The sequence below is a fragment of the Paraburkholderia sp. EG286B genome, assembly GCF_040965655.1.
GTDB lineage: Bacteria > Pseudomonadota > Gammaproteobacteria > Burkholderiales > Burkholderiaceae > Paraburkholderia.
Genome location: NZ_JBFRCF010000022.1, coordinates 1 through 20959 on the forward strand (window position 1 = coordinate 1; position 20959 = coordinate 20959).

General features: G+C 65.3%; 20 protein-coding genes and 1 pseudogene. 13 read left to right on the forward strand and 8 right to left on the reverse strand.

What is annotated here, in order from left to right; all coding sequences use genetic code 11:
• A partial coding sequence (locus AB4Y42_RS34220; protein WP_175813658.1) for a transposase occupies positions 1 to 112 on the forward strand: 112 nt, incomplete at its 5' end.
• A gap of 128 nt (positions 113 to 240) precedes the next feature.
• Here the strand turns inward: AB4Y42_RS34220 and AB4Y42_RS34225 are convergent.
• Positions 241 to 639: a BON domain-containing protein gene (locus AB4Y42_RS34225; protein WP_368691261.1), complete on the reverse strand. Its 399-nt coding sequence runs from the start codon at positions 637 to 639 to the stop codon at positions 241 to 243.
• Between the two features lie 480 nt (positions 640 to 1119).
• Positions 1120 to 2001, reverse strand: coding sequence for a LysR substrate-binding domain-containing protein (locus AB4Y42_RS34230; protein ID WP_368696620.1), 882 nt, complete (start codon positions 1999 to 2001; stop codon positions 1120 to 1122).
• A gap of 107 nt (positions 2002 to 2108) precedes the next feature.
• On the opposite strand from AB4Y42_RS34230, the gene AB4Y42_RS34235 reads away from it, so the two are divergent.
• The 7 genes from AB4Y42_RS34235 to AB4Y42_RS34265 all read left to right on the forward strand — a co-directional run bounded on the left by AB4Y42_RS34235 (position 2109) and on the right by AB4Y42_RS34265 (position 9149).
• On the forward strand, positions 2109 to 3356 hold the full coding sequence (locus AB4Y42_RS34235) for an MFS transporter (RefSeq protein ID WP_368696621.1): 1248 nt from the start codon (positions 2109 to 2111) through the stop codon (positions 3354 to 3356).
• 291 nt (positions 3357 to 3647) lie between these two features.
• On the forward strand, positions 3648 to 4724 hold the full coding sequence (locus AB4Y42_RS34240; RefSeq protein WP_368696622.1) for an ABC transporter substrate-binding protein: 1077 nt from the start codon (positions 3648 to 3650) through the stop codon (positions 4722 to 4724).
• 21 nt (positions 4725 to 4745) lie between these two features.
• Positions 4746 to 5609, forward strand: coding sequence for an ABC transporter permease (locus tag AB4Y42_RS34245; RefSeq protein WP_368696623.1), 864 nt, complete (start codon positions 4746 to 4748; stop codon positions 5607 to 5609).
• A 42-nt stretch (positions 5610 to 5651) separates the two neighbouring features.
• On the forward strand, positions 5652 to 6485 hold the full coding sequence (locus tag AB4Y42_RS34250) for an ABC transporter permease (RefSeq protein WP_368696624.1): 834 nt from the start codon (positions 5652 to 5654) through the stop codon (positions 6483 to 6485).
• A 37-nt stretch (positions 6486 to 6522) separates the two neighbouring features.
• On the forward strand, positions 6523 to 7356 hold the full coding sequence (locus AB4Y42_RS34255) for an ABC transporter ATP-binding protein (RefSeq protein WP_368696625.1): 834 nt from the start codon (positions 6523 to 6525) through the stop codon (positions 7354 to 7356).
• 344 nt (positions 7357 to 7700) lie between these two features.
• Positions 7701 to 8402, forward strand: a complete 702-nt coding sequence (locus AB4Y42_RS34260; protein ID WP_368691254.1) for a carbonic anhydrase — start codon at positions 7701 to 7703, stop codon at positions 8400 to 8402.
• 570 nt (positions 8403 to 8972) lie between these two features.
• The gene (locus AB4Y42_RS34265; protein ID WP_154677984.1) at positions 8973 to 9149 is read left to right on the forward strand and encodes a hypothetical protein; all 177 of its coding nucleotides are present in this window, start codon (positions 8973 to 8975) and stop codon (positions 9147 to 9149) included.
• Between the two features lie 27 nt (positions 9150 to 9176).
• Here AB4Y42_RS34265 and AB4Y42_RS34270 read toward each other — a convergent pair.
• Positions 9177 to 9810 (reverse strand): annotated as a pseudogene (locus AB4Y42_RS34270) (aldo/keto reductase).
• A 288-nt stretch (positions 9811 to 10098) separates the two neighbouring features.
• Between AB4Y42_RS34270 and AB4Y42_RS34275 the strand changes: the two are divergent.
• Positions 10099 to 11526 (forward strand): MFS transporter, encoded by a 1428-nt coding sequence (locus AB4Y42_RS34275; RefSeq protein WP_368696626.1) that lies wholly within the window; start codon positions 10099 to 10101, stop codon positions 11524 to 11526.
• Between the two features lie 39 nt (positions 11527 to 11565).
• On the opposite strand, the gene AB4Y42_RS34280 is transcribed toward AB4Y42_RS34275, so the two are convergent.
• Entirely contained in the window at positions 11566 to 12588 is a 1023-nt protein-coding gene (locus AB4Y42_RS34280; RefSeq protein ID WP_133184787.1) for a VTT domain-containing protein, read from the reverse strand.
• A gap of 229 nt (positions 12589 to 12817) precedes the next feature.
• On the opposite strand from AB4Y42_RS34280, the gene AB4Y42_RS34285 reads away from it, so the two are divergent.
• The 3 genes from AB4Y42_RS34285 (at position 12818) to AB4Y42_RS34295 (ending at position 15744) form a co-directional block, all read left to right on the forward strand.
• The gene (locus AB4Y42_RS34285) at positions 12818 to 13636 is read left to right on the forward strand and encodes a helix-turn-helix transcriptional regulator (protein WP_368691252.1); all 819 of its coding nucleotides are present in this window, start codon (positions 12818 to 12820) and stop codon (positions 13634 to 13636) included.
• Positions 13637 to 13814: 178 nt separating this feature from the next.
• Entirely contained in the window at positions 13815 to 15518 is a 1704-nt protein-coding gene (locus AB4Y42_RS34290; RefSeq protein WP_368691251.1) for an FAD-dependent oxidoreductase, read from the forward strand.
• A gap of 34 nt (positions 15519 to 15552) precedes the next feature.
• A complete protein-coding gene (locus AB4Y42_RS34295; protein WP_368691250.1) occupies positions 15553 to 15744 on the forward strand; it encodes a hypothetical protein in 192 nt (63 codons plus the stop codon).
• Between the two features lie 18 nt (positions 15745 to 15762).
• Here the strand turns inward: AB4Y42_RS34295 and AB4Y42_RS34300 are convergent, their stop codons facing one another.
• The 3 genes from AB4Y42_RS34300 to AB4Y42_RS34310 all read right to left on the reverse strand — a co-directional run bounded on the left by AB4Y42_RS34300 (position 15763) and on the right by AB4Y42_RS34310 (position 19928).
• Positions 15763 to 16281, reverse strand: coding sequence for a LuxR C-terminal-related transcriptional regulator (locus tag AB4Y42_RS34300; RefSeq protein ID WP_368696627.1), 519 nt, complete (start codon positions 16279 to 16281; stop codon positions 15763 to 15765).
• A gap of 376 nt (positions 16282 to 16657) precedes the next feature.
• Positions 16658 to 18388, reverse strand: coding sequence for a gamma-glutamyltransferase (gene ggt / locus AB4Y42_RS34305; protein WP_368696628.1), 1731 nt, complete (start codon positions 18386 to 18388; stop codon positions 16658 to 16660).
• 136 nt (positions 18389 to 18524) lie between these two features.
• A complete protein-coding gene (locus AB4Y42_RS34310) occupies positions 18525 to 19928 on the reverse strand; it encodes an MFS transporter (protein ID WP_368691247.1) in 1404 nt (467 codons plus the stop codon).
• A gap of 46 nt (positions 19929 to 19974) precedes the next feature.
• On the opposite strand from AB4Y42_RS34310, the gene AB4Y42_RS34315 reads away from it, so the two are divergent.
• Positions 19975 to 20118: a hypothetical protein gene (locus tag AB4Y42_RS34315; RefSeq protein ID WP_368691246.1), complete on the forward strand. Its 144-nt coding sequence runs from the start codon at positions 19975 to 19977 to the stop codon at positions 20116 to 20118.
• A gap of 39 nt (positions 20119 to 20157) precedes the next feature.
• Here the strand turns inward: AB4Y42_RS34315 and AB4Y42_RS34320 are convergent, their stop codons facing one another.
• On the reverse strand, positions 20158 to 20937 hold the full coding sequence (locus tag AB4Y42_RS34320; protein WP_368691245.1) for an NTP transferase domain-containing protein: 780 nt from the start codon (positions 20935 to 20937) through the stop codon (positions 20158 to 20160).
• Between the last annotated feature and the right edge of the window lie 22 nt (positions 20938 to 20959).

Consider the following 20959-nt stretch of genomic DNA (forward strand, 5'->3'; position numbering starts at 1 on the left):
CGAAGGGATCAACAACACCATCAAGGTCATCAAGCGCAGAGCCTACGGGTACCGCGACGAGGAGTACTTCTTCCTCAAGATCCGCGCCGCGTTCCCCGGTAATCCTCGATGAACCAAAAAAAAGCCGCACATGCAGTCCACGAACGGGACTGCATGTGCGGCTTCAGGAAGGAAGACACCCGCTCCGGCGTCGCCGCCCGCACCTCGAAGGGCGATGGACGCGCGCCGGCTAGCCGATGCTCAGGTCCCAACCGGGCGGATGGTCAGCGCGTTGCGCACCGAGGTCACGCCTTCGACGCCCTTGGCGACATCGCCAGCGCGCTGGATCTGCGACGCATCGGGCACGGTGCCTTGCAGCGTGACGGCGCCGTCTTTCGCACGCACGGTGATGTTGGAGACGCTCACGTTCTTTTCACGCGCCAGCGCCGCACGGACCTTGCGGCCGAGCGCGCGGTTCGCTGCGCGTGCCTGACGCAGTGCTGCCTTCGATTGATTGACGTTGTGCTGGGCTGCGGCCGTCGGACCGCTGGCAGGGGCTTCTGCGGCCGCCGGGGCCGAAGCGTCCTGCGCGTAGACCTGGAACGAGGCCGCCACGAGTGCCGTGGCTGCGGCAAGCTTGAACATCTGAATAGCCTTCATGCAGTTTCTCCTGTTGTCAGTCTTATTGCAGGCCCAGGAATGGGCCGTTAACTACACCATTGACTACAAAACATTCACGCGCCAAGCGGCGATGGGGAGTAACAATACCGCAACTATTTCATTCTTGACACGAAGCGCGCCCAATCCGTGATTCCACGCCACACTTCCTGGCGCTTTCCGCAGACGAATACCGTTGATTGTCCAAATAGTGAAGCCATTGCGCAAGACCGCAATTGAATCGCTTCACAAGCCCGTTTACGGCCATTCACCGGCGTTTCACTGCCGTTCATAAACGTCCGGTGCCATGCTTTCAGCCATGATCCGCTCTGGTGCATGCGATATGAATACAATGACTAATCACGTAATCCAGATCGGGATTGAGCCGCTTTATTCAAACAGCAACGCGCATCACGCAAGCAGCGTTGACAATACGGTCGGCGGTTAACCCGAATACCCATTGCGCAATACGGGAGGCCGGCATCAATTGGCCAATTGCGCCTTTATCCATCGATAGAACTGCTGGATCGCCGCCTCGCGCGGATGCCCTTCGCGCCACGTGAAGTAATAGTCGAGCGAAGCGGGAATGCGGACCTGCCCCAACTGCACCAGCTCGCCGCGTTCGATGAATCCGCGCGCGAGCTGCAGGCGGGCCGTAGCCACCCCTTGCCCAGCCACCGTTGCCTGCAGCAGCAGGCCCGCGTCGTCGAACACCGGTCCGCGCTCCGGTTCGTCGCCGGCCACGCCCGCGGCTTCGAAGAAGTCGCGCCACGAGCGGCGCGAAAAACGCAGGAGCGGCATGCTCGCGAGATCTTCCATGCGAAAGTCGGGATGGCGTGCGAGCAAGGCCGGACTGCACACCGCAACGACCTGGTCGTCCAGCAGCTTGCGGATCTGGAAGCCGGGCTCGTCGACGCGCCGATGCCAAATGCCGATGTCGAAGGGATAGGGATCGGGCGGCGTCACGTCGGCGTGCATGCGCAGCGAGAGGTCGACCATGGAATGGCGGTCGTAGAAGTCGCCCAGGCGCGGAATCAGCCAGACAGAAGCGAAATCGGACATCACGCTCAGTTCCAGCCGCGTGACGCCGCTCACGCCGGGGCGCGTGGCGTCGAGCGCGTCGCGCAGGTCGTCGAGACTGCGGCGCACGCGCTCGGCCAGCTGTGCGCCCGCCGCCGTGGGGATCATGCGGCTGCCCGCGCGGCGGAACAGCTCGACGCCCAGTTCCGTTTCGAGCGCGCGCAGGTGATGGCTCACGGCGCTGTGCGTCAAATGTAATTCTTCCGCGGCACGGCTGAAACTGCGCCGCCGCGCAGCGGCTTCAAGGGCGCGCAGCGCCTGCAAAGGAGGGAGAGGTCGGGCCATGACGTCAAATTTTACTCACAATGCCGTCTGAAATCTCTCGCTGGCCTCACACAGGGCAATCGCCAATAATCGACAGCCAGGCATTCAATCCGCTTTCGCCCCCCAACATGACCTCACTCAGACTGCGCGTCTTCGCCGTATTCGCGCTCGGCTACTTCATTTCGTACCTGTTTCGCGGCGTCAATCTCGGCTTCGCACCGTTTCTCTCGCGTGAAATGGGCTTCACGGCAACCGATCTCGGCACGCTCACGAGCCTTTATTTCCTCGGCTTCGCGGGCGCGCAGATTCCTGGCGGCGTGCTGCTCGACCATTACGGCCCGCGCCGTGTCACCGCGTGCGTCATGCTCGTGGCGGCGGCGGGTGCGTTGATCTTCGGCGTCTCGCACAACATGGCCGCGATGATGGCGGGCCGGCTGCTGATCGGCGTGGGCGTATCGGTCTGCCTGGGCGGCGCGTTCAAGGCGACGGCGCAGCACTTTCCCGTCGCGCAGCTCACGCTCGTGAACGGCCTCGTGATGTCCGTGGGCGGCCTGGGCGGCGTGGCCGTGGGCGCCCCGCTCTCGTGGCTGCTCTCGATCGCGCCCTGGCGCGCGGTGAGCCTCGGGCTCGCGGCGCTCACGGTGCTCGTGGCCGCCATCATCTGGACTGGCGGGCCGCGCACGCGCGACACCCACCACCAGGCGAGCGTGCTCGAGCAGTTCAAGGGCACCGCGCACATCCTATGCAGCCATGCATTCTGGAAGACCGCGACGTTCTCGGGCCTCACCCAGGCCGTGTTCTACGCCATGCAGTCGTTGTGGGTCGGCGCGTTTCTGCGCGACGTCGTGCCGGCCGGCACCGCCGATGTCGGCGCGCGTGCGGCCTCGCTCGTTTCCGTGCTGGGCGGCGCATTCATCGTCGGCAATATCGGCTTTGGCGCGCTCGCGCGCAGCTTCGAGCGGCGCGGCGTGAGCGTCCAGCTCTTTTCCGGCGTCACGATGCTCGTTTTCGTGCTCGTGCAAGCCTTGCTCGCGGCGCGCGTGCCGCTTCCCGCGTCCCTGCTTTGGGCGGCCTACGGCGCGTTCGGCGGCACCGGCATCCTGACTTATGCCGTGCTCGCCGAATATTTCCCGCCGCGCTTGATCGGCCGTGTGAACACCACGTTCACGCTCGTCATCTTCATCGGCATCTTCCTTCTGCAGATCGCGATCGGCGCCGCGCTCGCGCACTGGCCGGCACTCGACGGCCACTACCCGGCGGTCGCGCATCAGACCGTGTGGGCTGTCCTCGTCGGGATGCAAGTGCTCTGCGCGGTGTGGTACTTCATGCCGTCACGGCGTGCCGCTGCCCCGCGCCACGCGGTCGAAACGCAATAAGGCGCGTTTTCGCGCACAGCGCACCACGCCCGGCGCGCGGTGCGGCTTTGCGCTTCTGCTCACATCGATAGCACGATTTCTTCCTTCGGCACGGGCCGCGCTCCACTATCATGAAGCCGCCCTGCCATTCGCTTTCCCCATAGAACGCAGCGCCTTTGTCGAGAAATGCAAATCTCGAATCATTGGTTGTCCTGATCGGCATACCCGGAAAAGAATGACCCAACGGCAACGACAGCGAAGCAAGCTCGCCAGTCCGCGCACCCCGTTTCGTCACTCAAATCCGACCTGCCCATGCGTTCACATCGCGTTCTGCAGTATCTGCCCCGGTTTCTGATTTATGCAGCGCTTTCGTTCATCTCACTGCATGCCGCGGCCGAGAAGCCTGCCGTGATCCGCATCGGCGTCGCGCAGCAAGGCGCGGGCGACCCGCCCACGTTCGGCGGTTCGCCCGCCGCCACAGTGCGCGGCCAGCAGTTGCTCGAAAAGGAGTTCGCCGCCGACGGCATCAAGGTCGAGTGGCTCTTCTTCAAGGGCGCGGGTCCGGCAGTGAACGAAGCCATTGCCGACAATGCACTCGACTTCGCGTATCAAGGCGACCTGCCCTCGGTGCTCGCGCGCGCCAACGGTCTCAAGACCCGCATCCTGCTGGAGTCGGGCGTGCGTTCCGGCGTGAAGGTGGGTGTGCCCGCCGATTCGGACATCAAATCGATCAAGGACCTCAAGGACCGGCGCGTCGCCATTTTTCGCGGCACGAATCTGCAACTCGTGGCCGACAACGCGCTCGCTGAGAACCAGCTCGACGAGCGCGCGCTACGCGTGATCAATCTCGACACCGCAAGCTCGCTCGCGGCGCTCGCATCGAAAGGCATCGATGCTTCCGTGAACGACTATCACCTCTACCGGCTGCGCGATCAGGGGCTCGCTCGCATTGTCTACGAATCGCAGCATGATGGCCCGCAATTGACGCGCCAGGCGCATCTGCTCGTGCTCGACGGCTTCGAGAAAGTGCACCCCGACATCGTGCAGCGCGTGGTCAATGTCTTCGTGCAAGCGGCACAATGGTCGTCCGACGAAGCCAACCGCGACGCGCTCTTCAAGCTCTGGGCCAAAAGCGGCGTGAGCTATTCGTCCTGGCAAGCCGAATTCGGCGAGCAGCCGTTGAAGTACCGCAATTCGCCGTTGATCGATCCGTTCATCGTGGCGCGCTACAAAGCCGTTGCGCAGGACGCGCTGCGCCTGAAGCTGATCCGCCAGCCCGTGGACGTCGATTCGTGGTTCGAACCGCGCTATCTCGACAACGCGCTGCGCGCGCAAAAGCTCGAACACTACTGGACCCGTTACGACGCCGCCGGCAAGCCGCTTGGCTGAGCGCGCGAGAGGAGCCGCATCATGACGGAAACCGCGATCACGATTGCTTCGGACACGTCGCGTGCAGCAACACCGCGTATCGACACGACGAGCGCGCACGTGCGCTGGCGCAGCGTACTGCGCGCATGCGCGTGGCATCTCGCGCCCTGGCTGCTGCCTGCAATGCTGTATCTGCTATGGAGCATCGGATGCGCGCGTGGCTGGATCGCGCCGCAAATCCTGCCTGCGCCGCAGCGCGTTTATGAAACCTTCGTCGACCTCGCCCAGAGTGGCGAGCTTGCACGCAATACGCTGATCAGCCTGCAACGCGTACTGCTGGGCTTCGCAGGCGGCACCGCGCTCGGCTTCCTGATCGGCGGCGCGCTCGGGCTCTCCCGCACGCTCGAAGCGTGGGTGCTGCCCAGCTTCAACGCGATCGTGCAGATTCCCGTGCTCGGCTGGCTGCCGTTTCTGCTGTTGCTCGTCGGCGTGGGCGAGCCGCTCAAGTATCTGCTCATCGCCCACGCGGCGCTCGTGCCCGTCACGCTCAGCACCATGCAGGGCTTTCGGCAGACGCCCGCCGCACTGGACGAAGTCGCGCGCGTGTTCGCCTACACCCGCTGGCAACGCATCGTGAGGCTCGTGCTGCCCGCGGCGGTTCCGACGCTCGCTACCGGCGTGCGCCTGGCCTTCACGAAGGCGTGGCTCGCGCTGGTCGTGGTCGAGCTCGTGGCGTCGTCAGAGGGGCTCGGTTATCTGATCGTGTATGGCCGCCAGCTCTTTCAGCTCGATCTCGTGATGGCGTCGGTGGTCGTGGTGGGGGCGGTCGGCCTCGTCATCAATCGTCTGCTCGATGTGCTGGAGCGGCGTTTGCGGCGCGGCACGCCTTCGGCGTTTCGCGGCTGAAGGCGCGTGATTGCCGCCATTGAGGACAAGGGAGAATTCGCCATGAAGATATCGTTTGCACGAACGTCCGCGCGTCCCGATTGCGCCTGTGACGCGGCCACCGCAGCCAGGCCGCGACGAAGCGTCGATTTACGTGGCGCCGCCCTGCCCCTCGTCGCCATTGCGCTGTGGTGGGCCTTGAGCGCCTCGCATCTCGTGAAGAGCGGCCTGCTCGTGAGTCCCGCCGATGTGATTCGCACCGCTCACGAACAGATCGGGAGCGGCGCGTTGTTCCGCGCGCTTTCGGCGTCGCTTGCCCGCGAAGCCTGCGGGTTTGCCATCGGCGCAACGACGGGGTTCCTGCTGGGCGGCGCGCTGGGGCTCTCGCGCATCGCCGCACGCGTCGTGGGGCCGAGCTTCGACACGTTCAAACAGATCTCGCTGTTCGCGTGGATTCCGCTGATTTCCGTGTGGTTCGGGCTCGGCGACGCCGCCAAGGTGGTCTTCCTTTCGCTCGCGGCGCTGCTCCCGGTTGCCGCCCATACGTGTGACGGCATTCACGCCGTGCCGCGCCAATACGTCGAACTCGCGCAGGCGTTGCGCTATTCGCGCTTGCAGCTCGTGCGCTACGTATTGTTGCCGGCCGCGTTGCCCTCGATTTTTACGGGCCTCTATCTCGCGCTCATCTATTCGTGGCTGGCCACCCTCGGCGCGGAGTATCTGCTCGTTGCGGGCAGCGGCATCGGCAATCTTCTGATCGACGGCAGCGAGCAGTTCCGCATGGACCTCGTGCTGTTCGGCATCGTTGTCGTGGGCGCGATCGGCTGGGCGCTCAACGCGCTCGCGCGGCGGGTTGAGCGAACGGTGCTGGCGCGGTTGCACATCACCGCCCAATGATCCGGACTGCAAATCAATAACCATGGGAGAAAAACCGATGAGCGCCACTGAACCCGCCGGACTCGACATTCTGCACGTGAGCAAGCGCTACGGCGCGGGCGAGTCCACGCTCGTCGTGCTCGACGACGTGACGCTGCATGTCCGCCCCGGCGAATTCGTGAGCGTGCTCGGCGCGAGCGGATGCGGAAAATCCACCCTGCTGCGCCTGATCGCCGGCCTTGACGCGGGCTATAGCGGCGCCATCATGATGCGCGGCGAACGTGTGGGCGACACCTCGCTCGAGCGCGGCATCGTGTTCCAGGATCATCGGCTGTTTCCCTGGCTCACGGCGGAACAGAACATCCTGGCGGCACTGCGCAACGCCCCGCTTTCCGCACGCGAAAAGCACGCAGCGGTGGCCGAGCACATCGCACTCGTGGGCCTGACGGGCTTCGAGCGGGCGTATCCGCATCAGCTCTCGGGCGGCATGGCGCAGCGCGTGGCGATCGCGCGCGGGCTCGTCAATCGTCCGCGCGTGCTGCTGCTCGACGAACCCTTCGGCGCGCTCGACGCTCTCACGCGCAGCCGTCTGCAAAACGAACTGCTGCGCATCTGGGAACGCGAACGCATCACGATGATCCTCGTCACGCACGATGTCGACGAGGCGATCTACCTGGGCGAGCGTGTCGTGACGATGGCGCCGCGCCCCGGCCGCATTCGCCGCATCGTCGACGTGGCATTGCCGCGCCCGCGCGATCGCGCGGATCCGCGCTTCGTGCGACTGCGCGACGAGATACTTTCCGACTTCTCCGACGCCACGACACCGCCCGGCGACACGCTGTTACCCGACACCCCTGCCCAATCTTCAGGTCAATGGCGCATGGCGTGGTAAGCGCGCCGACCGACTGACTGGTCGGTCGCGCCTCCCCCCTCCTCATGATCCCGACACCACCGGCGACACCCGGATGTGCCAATTGCGCCCGGCGTGAGAAAATCTCTTTTCGAACGGAAACGCACGACGCGTCAGCGTCTTCGCAGCAGCCCGCTTTCCCGTAATTAGCCGTCTTTTCTACCGGTTTATCGACATATCCCGCCGATTCGACGATTGAGTACCGGGGAAACGGCTGTCCGGGGCAACGTGACGCGAAGTTTTCCGATCCGCAAGGGGTCGGCTCAGCGTAAACTCCCGCTGTTGCCATTCGATAGTGTCGATTCATGATCAAGAGAGAAACATCCATGCCAGACAACACCCACCCGCACGACGGTCACTCCGAGTCGTGCGGCTGCGACCTGTTACACCTGCTCGACGGCGTGGACGAATTCACTCATCACGTTTTCCCGGGCAACAAGGAGCTGTTCCACAGCCTCGCCCACAGCCAGGCGCCGCACACGCTTTTCATCACCTGTGCCGACTCGCGTGTTTCGCCGGAAATGATCACGCAGGCCAAGCCCGGCGACCTGTTCGTTTGCCGCAACATCGGCAATATCGTGCCGGCGTATGGCGAAATGCTCGGCGGCGTTTCGGCCGTCGTGGAGTTCGCGGTGCTCGCGCTCAACGTGAAGCAGATCGTGCTGTGCGGCCATACCGATTGTGGCGCGATGAAGGGGCTCGCATCGGGCGCGGAAGCCACGGCCGACATGCCCACCGTGCACGCGTGGCTGCGCAACGCGGAAGCCGCGCGCAGCGTGGTGAAGACCCGCGGTCTGGACGACGACCAGGTCGTTCAGGCGCTCGTGGAAGAAAACGTCCGCCTGCAGCTCACGCACCTGCGCACGCACCCCGCCGTGGCGGCGCGCGTGGCCCAGGGCCAGCTCGAACTGCAGGGCTGGGTCTATGACATCGGCCACGGCAAGGTCACCGTGCTGGACGAAGCGCACGGCAAGTTCCTGTCGCTCGGCGAAGCGCGTGCGCGCCTGCGCAAGCGCGTCGAGGAATAATGGCCGGGCGCTGACGCGCCCACGCCTTCACGCTGGCTGTCAGGCTCACTTCAGGCCAGCGCCGGGGCGGCGGTTCACGCCGCCCCATCACTCTCCCCATATGCATTCCGCATGAATTGAAGTGCCTCCACAGCGCATTTCCGGTCTTGTCGCGCGACTTTCTCAATCTACGTAATAATTCTTTGCGAATTAGGGGTTTACCCTAGGACAAAACCGGACTACACTCTCGGCCGTACTACATGCGGCGCCCTGTCGCACAAGAAGAAGAATTCCGGAGGTTGGTCGCTATGCAGCACGTTGCCCCGCCGTCGCATCACCTGTCTCATCCCGGCTTCAACCGCACTACCGGCGCATTGCGCCGTCCCACGCTTCGCTAGTTCAGCGCGCGTGTCCTGCCGTCGCGCACGCGCCGCGGCAGGCGAACTTGACAGGCCCACTCCGCGTCATCGCCGTTTCACGCCGCCGCTCTCATGGCGGCAAACGGCGCGCGCCCTTGCGCGTATGGACGCCCGGTAATGGGCTTCGCACCCGTCACGGGCCGAGCGCCCGGTTACCGAAGGAGAAGCATCCATGGAGTCCGCGCAGAACCGTCAGTCGAAAGTCGAAGTGAAGTTGTTCCTGCACCCGGAAGATCATTACCGCGCGATGGCCGCCGCGAAGACCCTCAATCTCGCGGAGCGCGAGTTCTTCGCGCTGGCGCTGCATCTGGGCGCGACCCAGATCCTGCGCCAGACCGAAGCGGCTTGACGAAGCCTCAGCGGGCGAAGCAACCCGTCACACCGGTGACGGGTTGCGCTCGGCAAAACCCTCCTGGTGCCAGTAGGGATACACAGGCCGCACCGCGCTCGCGGCGTCGAGCTTCGCCACCTGCTCGGGCGTGAGGTTCCAGCCGACTGCGCCGAGGTTCTGGCGCAACTGCGCCTCGTCGCGCGCGCCGATCAGCACCGTCGCGACCATGGGCCGCTGCAGCAGCCAGTTCAGTGCGATCTGCGGCACGGTCTTGCCGGTTTCCTGCGCAATCCCGTCGATGGCGTCGAGCACGCGAAAGAGGTATTCGTCCGGCACCGGCGGCCCCTGCTCCGCCGTCTTGTGTAGACGGCTCTTCTCCGGCAGCGGCTGGCCGCGCCGCGTCGAAGCGGAAGGTCGCCTTGGTCGAGATGACCGCCTTGTCGCGGCGCCCCTTGAGCGCTTCGCCGAGCACCGACTCCGACGCGCCGCTCGAATAGATATCGGCCGTGTCGAACATCGTCACGCCGGCGTCGAGGCAAATGTCGATGAGCTTGCGCGCTTCGGCGACATCGGTTGCGCCCCAGGCCTCGAAGAACTCGCCTTTGCCGCCGAACGTGCCGGTGCCGAAGCTCAGCACCGGCACCTTCATTCCGGACGCACCGAGAAAACGGTATTCCATTTTCCGATCCTCCTTTAGTCAAGGGGTTGACGATGAGTTGCCGACGGCGGACGAGTCTACGCGCTTCGATTCGGGCTTGCCGCGAAGGTCTCACGGCGAAGGGCTCGCAACGCCGCCGACCGCCGCGCGGCTGTACAGACGCGTTTGCCTGATGGAAACTGTCGCCTTTCGCCGCGGGCTTTGGGCTTCACTATCCGGTCCGCACTGTTCCGATCGGCACTCTCTCCGCTGCCCGCCCATGCTCCGTACCAGGATCAGATTGATTCGCCTCTGCCGCGTGGGGGCGCAATGACCGCTCCCGCGCAACGTTCCTCCGGCGTCGGCTGGCTGCCGTACCTCGTCGCCGCCACGTTCTTCATGGAGTACCTCGACACGACCGTGATCGCCACGGCGCTGCCGCAGATGGCGCGCTCGTTCGGCATCGGCCCGAATAGCCTGAGTCTCGGCGTGACCGCCTATATGCTCGCGCTCGCCATCTTCATTCCGGCCAGCGGCTGGGTGGCGGACCGCTGCGGCGCGCGCACCGTGTTCTTCAGCGCCGTGGTCACGTTCACGGTGGCGTCGGTGCTGTGCGGGATCTCGCAGAACGTCGACGAGTTCGTGGCCGCGCGCATTCTGCAAGGCATTGGCGGTGCGATGATGGTGCCGGTCGGGCGCATGATCGTCGTGCGCAGCACCGAGAAAAGCAAGCTCATGCAGGCGATCTCGACGATCACCTGGCCTGCCATCGCCGCACCCGTGGTGGGACCGCCGATCGGCGGTTTCATCACGACGTATGCGTCGTGGCGCTGGATCTTTCTGTTAAATGTGCCGTTCGGCATCGCCGTGCTCGCGGCCATCGCCGCCATCGTGCCGAACCTGCGCGGCGAACAGCGCCGGCCGCTCGACGTGGCGGGTCTCGTGCTGAGCGGCGCCGCGCTCACCGCCATCCTTTACGGCGCGGAACTCGCGAGCCAGGTCGGCCAGAATCCTTGGCGCGCAATGGCGCTCGTGGCGGCGGGCGTCGCGATTGGGGTCGTCGCGTTCGTGCATGCAAAACGTCATCCGCACCCGCTCGTCGATGTTTCCACGCTGAAGGTTCCGACCTTTTCCGTCACGATCGTGACCGGCTCGATCACGCGTATCGGCATCGGCGCGGCGCCGTATTTGATGCCGCTGATGTTCCAGATCGGCTTCGGTCTCTCGGCGTTCAAGTCCGGCCTGCTGCTGCTCGCGAGCGCGCTCGGCAATCTCGGCATGAAGGCGCTCACGACGCGCATTCTCGAACGCTGGGGCTTCCGGCTCGTTTCCGTCGTCGACGTCAGCGTCGCGGGCGTCTCGTTGATCGCGTGCGGCCTGCTCACGCCCGGCACGCCGCTCGCCATCGTGTTGATCGTCGTGTTCGTCTACGGCATGGCGCGCTCCATGCAGTTTTCGACCCTCGCCACGCTGGCCTACGCCGACGTCGCGCAGCCGCAAATGAGCGCGGCCAGCACGCTCTGGAGCGCGGCGGCGCAGATGACCATCGGCCTCGGCATTGCGTTCGGCGCGCTCGCGCTGCGCGTGGCCGCGAACCTGAACGGCGAAACCACGGGCCACGTGTTCACGCTCGACGATTTCCGGCTCGCCTTTCTCGCGGCCGGCGTGCTCACGCTGATTTCGGTGTGGGGTTATGCGCAGATGGCGCGCGATGCGGGACAGAACGTGGGCGGCGGCTCGCACAGGCAGCGCGCGTAGGTCACGCCGCGCGCCTGGCGACGCGCGGCGGAACTGCCGTTATTTGGAAAGGCTTGCCCGCACGGTGAATTCCGCTTCCTCGCCCGCCTCGAGTTCATCGGCATGGGCATGCGCCGCGTGGAACTCGTTGGACAGCGGCTCGACCGGATAACCGTGGCGCTCCCAGGCGTCGAGGCCGCCCCTGAGCGCGCGCGCGTGGTAGATGTGCTTGTTGCGCAACTGATCGACGATGCGCTTGGCCGTCGCCTCGTTCGGGCACACGCAGTACACGACGATTGGACGCCCGATCAGCTCGGGTGAGAGTTCTTCGCTCGAATCGAGATTCAGCGGACGCGCACCAGGAATCCGGTAGGCCTCCTTCGCGCGCACGGATTGCGGGCGCGCGTCGAGCACGATGGGCGGCGCGCTCGACTTCATCATCTCGTCGAGCTGATCGGGCGAAATGCGGTGCGTCGCCAGCCAGTGGCGGAACTGCATGCGCCGCAGCCAGCGCCAGGCGAGGAACAGCACGCCTGCCACGGCGAGCACGTCGAAAATCGTCATGCCGTTCGCGCGCACGAACGCCGCGAAGCGGACGATTTCCGCATGCAGCGCCGCGCCGCCGAGCAGCCAGGTGCCCGCCCACAACGCCGCGCCGACCGTGTCCCACAGCAGGAAGACGTGGACCGCCACCGTCGTCGTGCCGAGCAGCGGCGCGGAAATCAGGCCGAGCCCCGGAACGAACTTCGCCACGGCGAGAATAGGCGCGCCGTAGCGTTCGAATACGTTGCGCGCGATGCGGATCGTCGTGTCCAGCGACAGCGAAAACCGCACGAGCCCGTTGAGCAGACGCCGCCCGCGCTTGCGGCCCGCGGCGAACCACAGCGAATCCGCGAGCAGCGTGGCGATCACGGCCGCCGCCAGCAGGCTCCCGTAGGATGTCTCGCCGCTCGCCGCCATCGTGCCCGCAAGAATCAGCACCGGCGCGGCCGGCACCGGCACGCCCAGTTGCGTGACGAGTACGCTGAGAAAGACCGCTCCGGCGCCGAAATCGGGTGGAATCGCGGTGGGGAGCGTCAACATTTCGAGATAACCTGCGCGCAGGGATATTCAGGTAAGGAAACATGGCGCGCATACCGCGCCGGCCGAGGGTGGAGATTACCCCAACGTGCCATTCCTTGCTCTCGTTGACGCAGGCTTCGCGGCGGCATCCTGCGGGCGATCCGGCCCCGCTGCTGGCGCTTTCGCGCCGATGCGAAACGATGCTAATCTCATCAAACTTGCTTTTCCCAGCCGTTTTCCGTCAAGAAACATGCGTTACTGGCATCTCGATCGACCGAGGCAGACAGGTCAATTCGACCTCTCGCGCGTCACCAGCCTCGTTTCGGCCATCGGCCGCGACGATGCCAATGCACTCGCCGCCGAAGTGCTGAACATGCTTGGCCCGGCGACATCGGTCACGCAGTGCACCGTGTTCGCCTACGAATTCGGCAACCGGCCGCGCACGGTTTCCGTGGCCGACCATCGCGGCGGGCGCTTTCTGCGCGACGTCGCCGACACCTACGCGCGCCTCTTCTACGCGCTCGACGGCAATCAGCAGATCGTCAGCGGCGGCTCGGCCGACAAACCCGGCTCGTCGCTCGTGCTGCACTGGCAAAGCAGCGCCGACATCGCGCACGACGGTTACCGCACGGCCTGTTACGCCACGCCCAATGTGTCCGACCGGCTCTCGCTGCTGCTGCAGCCGGCCGCCGACATCTGGCTGTCCGTGAACCTGTACCGCGAAAGCGACGCCGGTAATTTTCAGCCGGGCGAAGTGGAACTGGTCGAATCGCTCGCGCCGCTGATCGGCGAGTCGGCGCGGCATCACTACACGATTCGCGGCCAGAGCCAGCTCGGCATTCCTCAGATGATGCTCGCGCGCCTGCGCGGACTCTGCCCCACGCTTTCCAAACGCGAACTCGACGCTCTGCGCGGCGTGCTCGAAGGACGCAGCGCGGTTGAAATCGCCGAGTGCATGGGCGTGAAGCCCAGCAGTGTGGTGACGTATCAGAAACGCGCGTATCAGCGGCTGGGCATTTCGAGCCAGCGGCAGCTTTTTGCGCTTTGTCTGGCGACCGATCAGAGCTAACCACCCGCCGCCAGCGCGCGCAGAAGAACGACTGCGCAAAATCTCCCCCCGTAAGCCCCCTGTACCCAAATTGAGGACAGCGGGCCGCGCCTCGCGCTCCATACTGCCTTCATCGCCGGCGCCCCCGCCCGGGGCAAGCCGGCAAGCACAAGACTTACGTATCGGAGACGCAATCCCCATGAGCGCCGGATTCAAACCCTATCCGTTCGAGGCGAAGCAGTACGCCGCCCGCCTGCCCGAACTCGAAGGCGGCCGCGAAACGCAACGCCATGCCGTGACGATCGTCGGCGGCGGCCCGGTGGGCCTCGCCATCGCGCTCGGCCTCGCGAAGCACGGCGTGCGCTCGGTGCTGATCGAAGCCGACGAATCGGTCTGCTATGGCAGCCGCGCGATCTGCATCTCGCGCCGCAGCCTCGAGATCATCGAGCGCCTCGGCGCGCTCGACGGCTTCCTCGCCAAGGGCCTCCCCTGGACCGGCGGGCGCAGCTTCTATCGCAACGACGAAGTGCTGCACTTCACGATGCCGCAGGACGAAAACCAGAAGCTGCCGCCCATGGTCAACCTCGCGCAGTACCACATCGAGCAGTTCCTGCTCGATGCAGCGGAGCGGCGCGCCGATCTCATCGACATTCGCTGGCGCACGAAAGTGACGGCGCTGCAGGACGACGCGCATGGCGCGACGCTCTCGCTCTCCACGCCCGCAGGCGCCTACACCGCGCAGACCGACTGGCTCATCGCCGCCGACGGCGGCCGCAGCACGGTGCGCGAGTCGCTCGGCCTGAAGCTTCAGGGCACGAGCTACGAGGGCCGTTACGTGATCGTCGACATCCTGCTCGACAGCGCGCGGCCCACGGAACGGCTTGCGTATTTCGACCCGGCGTCGAATCCCGGCTCGACCGTGCTCGTCCACAAGCAGCCCGACAACGTCTGGCGCATCGACTATCAGCTGCGCGACGGCGAGGACGCCGATGAAGCGATCAAGCCCGAAAACGTCATGCCGCGCGTGCAGAGCCTGCTCGACATGATGGGCGAGACGGCAGCGTGGTCGCCGGTCTGGATCACGATCTACAAGGCCAACGCGCTCACGCTCGAGCGCTATCGCCACGGCCGCGTACTGTTCGCGGGCGACGCGGCACACCTCGTGCCGATCTTCGGCGTGCGCGGCGCGAACTCGGGCATCGACGACGCCGACAACCTCGCGTGGAAACTCGCGTATGTCGTGAAGGGGCTCGCGAGCGATGCATTGCTCGACAGCTACTCGGACGAGCGCGTCTACGCCGCGCACGAAAACCTGAGCTACGGCACGAAGAGCACGGAGTTCATGGCGCCGCCGTCGTTCGCCTTCGACCTGATGCGCACCGCCGTGCTGAGCCTCGCGCGCGAGCACGCCGCCGTGCGCTCGCTGATCAATCCGCGCCAGACTTCGGCCATCGCCTACGCGGCCTCGCCGCTCAACACGGCCTCCGATGTCTTCGCGAACGGCCCGGCGCCGGGCACGGCGCTGCCCGAATGTCCGCTCACGATCGTCGACCAGGCCGGCGCGCACGAAGGCCACGTGACCGACTTGATCGCGCCAAGCTTCACGGCGCTCTACTTCAGCGAGGATGGCGCGACGCCGGCCCCGATCGCCGCGCTCGAAACGACGCTGGCCGCCCGCGCACTGCCGTTCGCGCTGGTGCCGCTCGCACAGCGCCAGCCCGGCGACGCATCACGCCGCGGCGGCTGGGATCGCACAGGACGCCTGTTCCCGATGTACGGCGCCCAGCCCGGCACGCTCTACCTCGTGCGCCCGGACGGCCACGTGCTCGGCCGCTGGCACGGCGCAGCCGGCACTGTCGCCACGCAGGCGCTCGCCGCCCTCGATCACGCGCTGTGCGCCTGAGCGCTGGCGGATACACGTAAAGATGGAGAAAGCCATGACCGACAGCGAACTCGACGCCGTCTACACGCAGCTGTGCAAGACCATGACCAATCTGGGCGAAGCCAACGGCCCGCTCTTTCTCGCGCGCTTCGCGCTGCTCGCGATCGAGCGGATCGGCAACGCGCAAACCTGCCTCGAGTTGATCGACGCCGCAGGCAAGAACGTTTTCGCAGCCGTGCCGGAATGAGGGGACGCGCGTTGCGCCTCAGCTCTGCGTCGACTGCACGAGCCGCGCCAGGCGCGAGCGGTTGCTGACGCCGAGTTTCTGAAACGACCGATCGAGATGGGTGCGCACGGTCGTATAGGAAATGCCCAGCCGCTCGGCGATCTCCTTGTCGAGCAGCCCTTCCACCACGAGCGCGACCACGTCGCGCTCGCGCCGCGTCAGGCGGTTGATTGCTTCGTTATCCGCAGTGCAGGTGTCGCCGCCCGGCGGCGGCTGGACCTGCCCCGTCTGCGCGCGCGAGCGCGCCAGCGCAGCGATGAAAGCCGGGCGCACCAGGTCGAACAGCACCAGCTCCCGATCGGAGAAGTGCTCGCGTCGCTTGCCGCGCCCAATGCGCAGATGATCGAGATGCTCTTCACCCGACCAGACGAACAGGTCCGCGCCCGCATGCAGGCCATCCGCGCGCAGCAGTTCGAGCAGGCGCCGCCCCACCTCGAGACGCAAGGCGCCCTCGGGCAACATATGGTCGGCCAGCAGCTTGAAGACGTCGGCGATCAACGCGAGTTCGCGGCTCGTCAGGTCCATGCTCGGTTGCGATGAAAAGTGGGCGCACGCCTCGCCTGCGGGGCGGCGCAAACGTCAGAGCCTGGTGACCTCGCCTGACGGATTCAATAGGCAGCGCGACTCTGAAGCGTGCAGCGGAAATGCCGAAAAGAAAATGGGGCGGCAAATGCCGCCCCAAGAAAAACACACGCCGGCAAAGGGCTGTCTTCCGCCGGAGGTTGCATAGTACGCGATGAACAGCGGAGCGGCATCCCCAAATTTGAGGACAAACGCTCATGTCATGCAAACTATTGCCGCCTCATGCCGGCTTGCCGATGCGAAATGGTTGGCGCTCATGCGCGGCGCATCGTTTCGCATCGGCGTCGCGGTTTTACTGGATCAGACGCGACACGCCACGGCCGCGCGGATCGGAAACCGCGTCGGGCGTATCGCCGTTGATCCGGATCGCCTGAATGTCGCCGTTGAAGTTCTGCGCCTTCAGCACGTAGCCCTTCGCCTCGACCTGCTTGGCGAGTTCACCGTCGATCGGCGCATACGGCTCCCAGAAAATCGTGTTGGGCGGCAGCAACTGATGGTGGAAGCGCATGGCCGCCACCGAGTCCTTCAACGGCATGTCGAAGTCATAGTTGTTGTTGATGACCTGGAACACCGAGGTGAAGATGCGCGAGCCGCCCGGCGTACCGATCACGAGCGCCACCTTGCCGTCCTTCGTGAGGATGGTCGGCGTCATCGACGAAAGCGGACGCTTCTTCGGCGCAATTGCGTTCGCGTCGCTGCCCACCACGCCGAACATGTTCGGCACGCCGGGCTTGGACGCGAAATCGTCCATCTCGTCGTTGAGCACGATGCCGGCGCCCGGCACGACCACGCCCGAACCGAAGTAGCCGTTGATCGTGTACGTGTTCGAGACGGCGTTGCCCCACTTGTCGACCACCGAGAAGTGCGTCGTTTCCGCCTTCTCAGGCATCGAGGTGCCGAGGCCCGGCTGCACGCTCTTGGTGTCGGATGGCTTGTCGGGATCGACTTCGGCGGCGCGCTTCGCGAGGTACGGGTCGTCGGTGAGCTGCGCGACCGGCACCTTGTAGAAGTCGGGGTCGCCGAGATATTGAGCGCGATCCGCGAACACGCGTTTCTCGATCTCCGAGATCAGGTGGATGTACTGCGGCGAATTGAGCGGCACGTCCTTGAATTGCGGCGCCAGCATCGACTTCATCTTGAGCAGCTGCACGAGGCCCACGCCACCCGAACTCGGGGGCGGCGCAGTGATGATCTCGTAGCCGTTCCACTTCGCCTCCACGGGCTGGCGCCACACTGCCTTGTACTCCTGCAGGTCGCGCTTCGTGATGAGGCCGTGGCCCTTCATCGAGGCGGCGATCAGGTCCGCGGTCTTGCCGTCGTAGAAGTCCTTCGCGCCCTGGTTCGCAATGCGCGTGAGCACGTTGGCGAGATCGGGCTGCTTGAACGTCACGCCCTCCTTCAGGTTGCCGAAGTAGTCGTCGAAATTGGTCTTGTCGGCAAAGTCCTTTTCGGCGGCCTCACGGCGCTTCGCGAGCTGCTCGTCCACGACGAAGCCGTCGCGCGCGTATTTGATCGCCGGCGCGAGCACCTGCTTCCATGGCAGCCTGCCGAAGCGCTTCTGCGCTTCCCACATGCCCTCGACCGTCCCCGGCACGCCCACGGCGTCGTAGCCGTAGAGGCTCTTGCCCGGGATCACGGTGCCCTTGTCGTCGAGGTACATCGTGCGCGTGGCGGCGAGCGGCGCGCGTTCGCGATAGTCGAGGAAGTACGGCTTGCCGTTCACATAGAGCGTCATGAACCCGCCGCCGCCGATGTTGCCGGCTTCGGGGTACGTCACGGCGAGCGAGAAGGCGATGGCGACCGCCGCGTCGACGGCGTTGCCGCCCTCCTTGAAGATCTGCTCGGCGGCGTCGGCCGCGTACTTGTCGGCAACGGCCACCGCCGATGCATTGAGGACCGCAGGGCGTTGCTGCGTATCCTTTGCAAAGGCCGGCGTGACTTCGAGGAAGCCCGTGGACAAGGCGGATAGCGAAAGCAGTGCGAGAGCGGCAGCGGAAATTTTCGTTTTTTCAACCAGCTTCATCGAGTTCACCCCATGATTCGGTTTGTTGGCCTACCGGAAACCTGCCTTGGCCTTATAGCACGCCGGGAAAACGATTGCGATCCGGCGATCCGCTGATTCCGCTGCCGTGCAAGACGACGTCCCGTCCTGGACTGGATCAGGCGTTGCCGCGCCGGCCGCGGGCAATTTCTTCGCCCGCATTCGCGGGCAAACGCATCGTCACCGGAATCGACGCCACCGAAAAGAGCCCGACCACGAGAAACGCCGGCCAGAAATCGGACCAGACGATGGCCGAATGCCCTTGCACCCGATGCGAAATCTGCAGTACGAGGCCCGCGATCGTCACGCCGAGGCCGAGCGACACCTGCTGGATCACGCTTGCCACGCTCGTGGCGCGGCCGATGTCGCGCGTCGGAATATCGGCATAGGCGAGCGAATTGAGGCCGGTGAATTGCAGCGAAGGAAAGATCCCGCCCGCGAGCACGACGACCCAGATGAGCCACACGGGCATGCCAGGCGAAAACGAGCCGCATATCGCGATGGCCGTGCCCGCGAGCACCGCGTTGACCATCAGCGTGCGGCGAAAGCCGAAGCGCCCGAGCACGCGCGAGACGATCGCCTTCATGAAGATCGAGCCGAACGCCGAAGCGCAGGTGATGGCGCCTGAAGCGAACGCCGTCATGCCGAGCCCTTCCTGCAGCGTGAGCGGTAACAAAAATGGCACGGCACCGAGCCCGATGCGAAACAGCGACCCGCCCGCCACGCTCGCATTGAACGTGGGGATACGCAGAAATTTCAGATCGAGCACGGGCCGCTCGACACGTTGCGCATACAACCAATACGCCACCAGCAACAACGCCCCGATCACGCACATCGCCACCGCGGTGCCGGTGGCGACGATCTCGCCGCCCACGAGCGAGAGGCCGAGCATGAACAGCGACGCCCCACCCGCGGAGAGCACGAAGCCGGCCCAGTCGAGCCGCCCCGGATGCTCCTCATGCATGTTTTCGATATGCCGGTTCGCGAGCCAGATGCCGAGCACGCCAATCGGAATGTTGATGAAGAAAATCAGCCGCCAGTGCAGATACGTGGTGATGAAGCCGCCGAGCGGCGGCCCCACGACCGGGCCGAGCAGCGCGGGCACCGTGAGATAGTTGACCGCGCGAATGAAGTCCGATTTGGGCAGCGAGCGGAAGATGATGATCCGGCCCACCGGCACCATCATCGCGCCGCCGATGCCCTGCACGAAGCGCGCGGCCACGAACATCTCGAGCGACCGCGAAGCCGCGCACAACAGCGACCCGGCCATGAAGATGCCGATGGCAGTGCGAAACACATTGCGCGAGCCGAAGCGATCGGCCACCCAGCCGCAGATCGGGATGAACACGCCCAGGCCGATCACGTAGCTCGTGACGGCCAGCTTCAGTGTGATGGGGTCCTGGCCGAGATCGCGGGCCAGTGCGGGGAGCGCGGTGACGATGACCGTCCCGTCCACGTTCTCCATGAACATCGAGCACGCGACAATGAGCGGAACGATGAAGGTGCCGAGGGCTAATGGCATGGGCAGGAACGACGATCAGCGCGGCTGATGGCGTAAAGCTGCCATTATGGCCCTTGTTGCGGAAAACGGGAACCCGGCAACAGATGAAGCGGCGCGCTTCGTGCAGGCGGCACGCAACGAAAGCGCGCGCAAAAACAAAAACCGCGAAGCCCGCCGCCGCTTTCAAGCGGAGACAGACCTCGCGGCCTGATTCAAGCAATCAGCGTCGGGCAATCCGCAAAGATGCGCTTTAGATCGCGGGCTGCTTCACGCGGCTCACCACGGGACGCAGTTGCGGCAGCACCTGCTCCGCGGCGCGCGTGACGTCATTGGGGAAGTCGATCTCGATCCACGGCGCGCCGGTCACGTCCGCGGTTTCGAACTCGCTGCCGCGTTCGAGCAGCAGGTCGCGCAGCGCTTCTTCGTGCGGCAGGTTCGCGCGGCCCGTATCGACGTAGCCTTCGACGATCTGCGCAAAGCGGCGCGCCGTCGCTTCGTTGAGGCGGAAGAAGCCCACCGACTCGCCGATCGTGTCGTATTGCAGACCGACCGCCAGCTGCTTGCGCAGTTCGACGGGCACGCCGTTGCGCAGACACAGCTTCACGGGCTCGTCGCCGGCTTCGAAGTCGCGGTCGATCAGGAGACGGTTGGCCGGCGCCTCGCCCGCCACGAGCGGTGCGAACACGCGCTCGTCGTAGAGCACGTCGGCGTCCATGAGCAGCACGTCGCCGCCGCGCGTGAGCGCCTCGGCCGTGCGATGCACCGTGAGCACGCTGCCCAGGTCGAAGCGCGGATTCATCACGACCTCGACCTTGTGCGGCCAGCCGATGCGCTTGAGTTCGGCCTCGACCAGCTCAGGCTGGAAGCCGAGCGCGAGCACGACTTCCGTCACGCCCGCCTCTTCCAGCAATTGCAGATGGCGTTCGAGCAGCGTCACGCCCTCGAACTGCAGCAGACATTTCGGAAACTGTTCTCCAGCTTGTTGCTGAAGGCGCAGGCCGAGGCCTGCCGCGAGAATGATGGCGCGCATGCGCAAACGTTCCTTGGGAGAA

What these genes read in the sequence shown, in the direction of transcription:
- AB4Y42_RS34315 (WP_368691246.1), top strand. Translation starts at nt 19,975, where the DNA reads ATGGCCCTTGTTGCGGAAAACGGGAACCCGGCAACAGATGAAGCGGCG.
- AB4Y42_RS34250 (WP_368696624.1), top strand. Translation starts at nt 5,652, where the DNA reads ATGAAGATATCGTTTGCACGAACGTCCGCGCGTCCCGATTGCGCCTGT.
- AB4Y42_RS34275 (WP_368696626.1), top strand. Translation starts at nt 10,099, where the DNA reads ATGACCGCTCCCGCGCAACGTTCCTCCGGCGTCGGCTGGCTGCCGTAC.
- AB4Y42_RS34280 (WP_133184787.1), bottom strand. Translation starts at nt 12,588, where the DNA reads ATGTTGACGCTCCCCACCGCGATTCCACCCGATTTCGGCGCCGGAGCG.
- AB4Y42_RS34255 (WP_368696625.1), top strand. Translation starts at nt 6,523, where the DNA reads ATGAGCGCCACTGAACCCGCCGGACTCGACATTCTGCACGTGAGCAAG.
- AB4Y42_RS34240 (WP_368696622.1), top strand. Translation starts at nt 3,648, where the DNA reads ATGCGTTCACATCGCGTTCTGCAGTATCTGCCCCGGTTTCTGATTTAT.
- AB4Y42_RS34235 (WP_368696621.1), top strand. Translation starts at nt 2,109, where the DNA reads ATGACCTCACTCAGACTGCGCGTCTTCGCCGTATTCGCGCTCGGCTAC.
- AB4Y42_RS34225 (WP_368691261.1), bottom strand. Translation starts at nt 639, where the DNA reads ATGAAGGCTATTCAGATGTTCAAGCTTGCCGCAGCCACGGCACTCGTG.
- AB4Y42_RS34230 (WP_368696620.1), bottom strand. Translation starts at nt 2,001, where the DNA reads ATGGCCCGACCTCTCCCTCCTTTGCAGGCGCTGCGCGCCCTTGAAGCC.
- ggt (WP_368696628.1), bottom strand. Translation starts at nt 18,388, where the DNA reads ATGAAGCTGGTTGAAAAAACGAAAATTTCCGCTGCCGCTCTCGCACTG.
- AB4Y42_RS34285 (WP_368691252.1), top strand. Translation starts at nt 12,818, where the DNA reads ATGCGTTACTGGCATCTCGATCGACCGAGGCAGACAGGTCAATTCGAC.
- AB4Y42_RS34260 (WP_368691254.1), top strand. Translation starts at nt 7,701, where the DNA reads ATGCCAGACAACACCCACCCGCACGACGGTCACTCCGAGTCGTGCGGC.
- AB4Y42_RS34295 (WP_368691250.1), top strand. Translation starts at nt 15,553, where the DNA reads ATGACCGACAGCGAACTCGACGCCGTCTACACGCAGCTGTGCAAGACC.
- AB4Y42_RS34290 (WP_368691251.1), top strand. Translation starts at nt 13,815, where the DNA reads ATGAGCGCCGGATTCAAACCCTATCCGTTCGAGGCGAAGCAGTACGCC.
- AB4Y42_RS34310 (WP_368691247.1), bottom strand. Translation starts at nt 19,928, where the DNA reads ATGCCATTAGCCCTCGGCACCTTCATCGTTCCGCTCATTGTCGCGTGC.
- AB4Y42_RS34245 (WP_368696623.1), top strand. Translation starts at nt 4,746, where the DNA reads ATGACGGAAACCGCGATCACGATTGCTTCGGACACGTCGCGTGCAGCA.
- AB4Y42_RS34265 (WP_154677984.1), top strand. Translation starts at nt 8,973, where the DNA reads ATGGAGTCCGCGCAGAACCGTCAGTCGAAAGTCGAAGTGAAGTTGTTC.
- AB4Y42_RS34320 (WP_368691245.1), bottom strand. Translation starts at nt 20,937, where the DNA reads ATGCGCGCCATCATTCTCGCGGCAGGCCTCGGCCTGCGCCTTCAGCAA.